The organism is bacterium, assembly GCA_021372615.1.
GTDB lineage: Bacteria > Armatimonadota > Zipacnadia > Zipacnadales > UBA11051 > JAJFUB01.
The window spans coordinates 1-4,508 of record JAJFUB010000164.1; the positions used below are offsets into that span (position 1 = coordinate 1).

The window sequence follows — 4,508 nt, forward strand, 5'->3', positions numbered from 1 at the left end:
ACGTGAGGTTCCCGACGGGACATGAGCAGGGACACTCCTAGCACCAAGTGCCCGCTCACTTCTTGCCCCAACCGTCAGAACCTCCTCGCCTCACAAGCAAAACCCGCACTTTGCGGAAAATGGGCTGGAGAGCCGCGCTCCGAAGATCCCGCTCCTACCCCGCCAACCCCCAGAGCACCTCGGACAGGGCCAGCTCCTCTCGTAGCGCCTGCCGTTCCGCGGGGCTGACCAGCCACAACCCTGTCCGCCGCAACAGCTTGCTCCCCGCCACGAACGACGTTCCCACCTCCGCGAGCACCCCCCGCGCCAGTTCGGCGGCCACTCCGGCACGCAGCTCGGGCGGCAGCTTGTCGCGCCAGGCGGGGTCAAGCTGCGCGCCGGCGCCATGCAGGCGGCGCCACAGCAGCAGCAGCGAGGAGGCCCGCCGCGTCTCGCGGGGCGTGTGGACGAGCCGCCGCCAGGCGATCCGGCGCACGGCGTCGCTCTGCGCGCCGGGGGGCGCACCCGGCCCGACCTCGGGCCACAGCTCCCCCACGAGGCCGAGGACGATCCGCAGGTAGTCCGTCATGCGCGCCCCCGCCGCCATCTCCCACAGGCGCCCTTCCCCCTCGTCCGTCAGGCGACGTCGCAGGTGGTACAGATCCGCCCAGTGCCGCAGCGGCACCGCGAGGGCGTCCACCGTCATCGCCGCGGCCACGGTGATGATCTGCGCGGGCACGCCGGGCACCGGCAGCTCCATCCCGGCCCAGGGCGTCGGCACGGCGTCGGCCGCCAGGGCGGCGAAGCTCGGCAGGTTGTAGGGCAGGAGCGGCCCCACCGGCCACAATCGCCAGTGCAGTTCGAGGGGCATTTCTCCGCGCGCCAAGGGGGGTAGACCGTACGTCCAGGGGGTGAGGCTCCAGGGCAAACGAGCTTCCCCCCAGCCGCTTGCCATCAGCAGTCGCGAAGCCGAGACAATACGGTCGGCAGGAAGCAGCAAGTCTACATCCGCCATGTCGCGCGGCAGATAATCCTCCCCCGATGCCGCCAGCAGGGCCAGGCCCTTGATGGGCAGGCACGGCACGCCTGCCTCCTGGAGCAGTCGCACGGCATCCGCGGCCATCTCCAGCAGCGCCTGCTGCGCCCGCGCCCGACGCACATGGGAGATCTTCAGCGCCTCCCATTGCTCGGACGGTAGCTGGTCCTGCAGACCCGTGCTGCGCAGGCGCTGGTAGAGCAGTGACGTGAGGCCATGCACGGCGGCGACATGGGGGAGAGGGGGCGTTGCCTCGACCGCCGTGGCCAGGGCCCCGGCGAAGCGAGCGTCAGCGTCGCCCACGCAGGCAGCAAGGGCCCGCAACGGCGGGGGGAAGGGGTCGGGTGGATTGGGGGTCATGTCTCAGGCTTTGGCCCGGCCGGCCACGGCCTCAGCGGCTCGCGGAGACCGACGTGGAGGCACTGCCGCGGACTCGCGCCGCGATCATGGCGCCGATGGCGAAGGTCGCCAGGGCCATGATGGCCAGTACCAGCGCATACTCGACAGTCGTCAAACCAGCTTCATCGTACCACAGTCGCTTCAGCATGAACAGCCCCCAGGCAGGCGGTGCTGAACTCTGTATGGTCATCAGCATTATGGCACAACGACGCGCACGCCTGCACCGCGATTCCGCGCAGCCCTGGCGAAATACCGCCAGCTACGCATAGCCTGTGCGTAGCCGGCGCAGCCCCGCGTACGTAGTTGTGCGTATCTGCTGGGCCTGCGTCGGTCATGTCCCGCTCGAACCCAGGCAGGCCCCAGTGCCTGCCGCCGCGAAGCTGTACGGGCGAACAGGAGGCCTGACATGCTGCGCGCTACTGCCATCGTGGCTGCACTCGTCCTCGCCGGAGGTTCGGCCATGGCTCTGGAAGCTCACGTCGTCATGCGTAACGGCATCCCGACGCTGCTCATCAACGGGCAGGCGACCCCGCCCATGATGATCCAGCACCTGGGCGGCAACCCCGCCTCTGTCATGTCCTGCCCGGTCACAGCGACCTGGCAGCAGTTCAGCTACACCTTCGTGGCCCCATGTGACGACGACAACGTGGGGGCGCACATCCGCAACATCAAGCCCGTCGGCGACTGGTTCGTGGATGACGTGCGCGTGACCGAGGGGACGCTGGACGCACCGCTGTCGGACAACCTGCTGCAGGGCGGCGACTTCGAGGGGGACGAACTGCCCAAAGCCTGGGCCTACTTCGTCAACAACTCGACCGGCGCAGCCGTGGAGTGGGCGCTGGTGGCCGACAACCCCCGGCAGGGACAGAAGTGTCTGCGGGTGCGCATCACCCATCCCGGCACTGTGGACTACCACATCCATCTGTACCAGCGCTACGCCATCCAGCAGGGCCGCAAGTACACATTCTCGCTCTGGTTGCGCTCGGATCAGCCGCGGGAGGTGGAACTGCAGTCCGTCCACCAGGGGCCGCCCTGGACGGTGTACGGCGGGGAAGCGGGCGGGTCGGACCGCAACATCAAGCTCGGGGCTGAGCGCGGGCTGCACATCGGCAACCCCACGCTGCCGATGCCCTGGCCCCAGGACGGCAAGGCCCCCGACTACAGCGCCACGGATGCCATGGTCGAGCACATCCTGAGCGTGGACCCCGACCACCTGCTGCTGCCCCGCATCGGCCTGGGCGCCCCGGCCTGGTGGATGCAGGCCCATCCCGGCCTCCAGCAGGTCTACGACACCGGGAACATGCCGATGGTGTCGCCGGCGTCGCCCGAGTGGCGGCGCGATGCCGAGGAGGCGCTGCGCCTGCTCATCCGCCACCTGGAGAGCAAGTATGGCGAGCACATGCTCGGCTACCATCCCTGCGCCCAGAGCGCCGGGGAGTGGTTCTACGACCACACCTGGGAGAAGATCATGCCCTGCTTCGAGGAGCCCTTCCGCGCGGCGTTCGCGCGGTGGGCGCAGGGCAAGTACCAGACCGTGGCGGCCCTGCGGCAGGCCTGGCAGCAGCCTGACGTGACCTTCGAGACCATCCGCGTGCCGACGCTGCAGGAACGCACTGAGGGCTCCTACGGCGTCTTCCGCGATCCCGTGCGCCAGCGCTTCGTGCTGGACTTCGTCGAGTACATGCAGGTCTGCCTGGCCGAGTACCTGCAGCACATCGCGCGCGTGGTCAAGGAGGAGACCGGCGGCAAGAAGCTGACAGCCTTCTTCTACGGCTACCACTACGACGTCTCGGGCTTCGCCTACGGCGCGCAGGTCTCGGGGCACCTGCGACTGCACCAGGTGCTGCACTGCCCCGAAGTGGACATCCTCTGCTCGCCGATCACCTACGGCGACCGCGAGTCCGGCGGGCCGGGGTCGTTCATGTCGCCCGCCGACACAATCCAACTCCACGGCAAGCTGTGGCTCAATGAGGACGACACGCGCACCCATCTCGCCCCGGTCACGGCCGGCTACGGGCGCACGGATAGCATGGCCCAGACGCTGGGGGTGTACCGGCGCAACTTCGGCCACCAGTTCGAGCGGCGCTGTGCCACCTGGTGGATGGACTTCGGCACCGGGTGGATGGCCGACAAGGAGATCTTCGACAACTTCGCCCACGAGCGCGACCTGTGGCGGACACTGCCGAACGCCGGGCCGCTCCGCCCGCAGGTCGCGATCATCACCGACGAGGACAGTAACTTCGTCCTGCGCCACTCCAACGAGATCACGGCCTACAGCGTCACACGCATGCGCCGCTGGTTCAACACCATGGGCTGCCCGGTGGGGCTGTACCTGCTGGACGACCTGTGCGAGGGGAAGCTGCCCAACAGCGTGCGGATGTGCGTCTTCCTGAACACGTTCCGCCTCAGCGACCAGCAACTGGCGCAGGTGCGGCGACGGGCGGCGCAGCCGGGAGCAGTGCTGCTGTGGCTCTATGCGCCCGGCTACGTCCGGGGCGACACCGCCGGCGCGGGCAATGTGTCACGGGTCGTGGGGTTCGACGTGCAGGCGCTGGACGAGCCCGGCAGCGCGCGGGTCAAGCTGCTGCCGCAACTGCCCCCGGAGTTGTCGGGGCTGCCTGCTGAGCAGGCCTTCGGCGACGGGCACCCGGTGGCGCCGCGCTTCGCCGTGCCGGCACAGGCCGGGGTCACCCCGCTGGGCGTCTACGACAGCGCCACGCACGTGGGTCTGGCGATGAAGGACTGTGGGGGGTGGTGGTCGGTGTTCTACGGCGGGCTGGAGGTCAGCCCCGAGGTCCTGCGGGCGCTGGCGCGCCGGGCCGGAGCGCATGTGTACTGCGACAGCAACGACGTCATCAGCGGCTGTCCGCGGTTCATCAGCATCCACGCGGCCACCGCCGGCCAGAAGCTGCTGCGCTTCCCGCGGGCAGTGGAGCTGACCGACCTCATCAGCGGGCAGAAGCTGACCCCCGCCGCCCGGGAGCACGGGTTCGAGATGGCGAAGGGCGAGACGCGGCTGTTTGCCTACCACTGATGTCTGGGCATGTCGGGAAGCACCAGGGCGGCGGGTGTCGCGTCGTGTGCGACGGGCCCC

General features: G+C 69.2%; 3 protein-coding genes. 1 reads left to right on the forward strand and 2 read right to left on the reverse strand.

Annotation, left to right across the window (positions count from 1 at the left end):
* Positions 1 to 154: 154 nt before the first annotated feature.
* Together LLH23_23160 and LLH23_23165 are read right to left on the reverse strand one after the other, a co-directional pair.
* Positions 155 to 1,375 carry a nucleotidyltransferase family protein gene (locus LLH23_23160; GenBank protein MCE5241375.1) on the reverse strand — a complete coding sequence of 407 codons (1,221 nt, stop codon included), beginning with the start codon at positions 1,373 to 1,375 and terminating at the stop codon, positions 155 to 157.
* A 31-nt stretch (positions 1,376 to 1,406) separates the two neighbouring features.
* Positions 1,407 to 1,562: a Flp family type IVb pilin gene (locus LLH23_23165; GenBank protein MCE5241376.1), complete on the reverse strand. Its 156-nt coding sequence runs from the start codon at positions 1,560 to 1,562 to the stop codon at positions 1,407 to 1,409.
* A 258-nt stretch (positions 1,563 to 1,820) separates the two neighbouring features.
* Here LLH23_23165 and LLH23_23170 point away from each other — a divergent pair, with 258 nt between their 5' ends.
* A complete protein-coding gene (locus tag LLH23_23170; protein ID MCE5241377.1) occupies positions 1,821 to 4,448 on the forward strand; it encodes a beta-galactosidase in 2,628 nt (875 codons plus the stop codon).
* The last annotated feature ends 60 nt before the right edge of the window (positions 4,449 to 4,508 follow it).

Coding starts and splice junctions, on each gene's coding strand:
- LLH23_23160 (MCE5241375.1), bottom strand. CDS start 1,375: ATGACCCCCAATCCACCCGACCCCTTCCCCCCGCCGTTGCGGGCCCTT.
- LLH23_23165 (MCE5241376.1), bottom strand. CDS start 1,562: ATGCTGAAGCGACTGTGGTACGATGAAGCTGGTTTGACGACTGTCGAG.
- LLH23_23170 (MCE5241377.1), top strand. CDS start 1,821: ATGCTGCGCGCTACTGCCATCGTGGCTGCACTCGTCCTCGCCGGAGGT.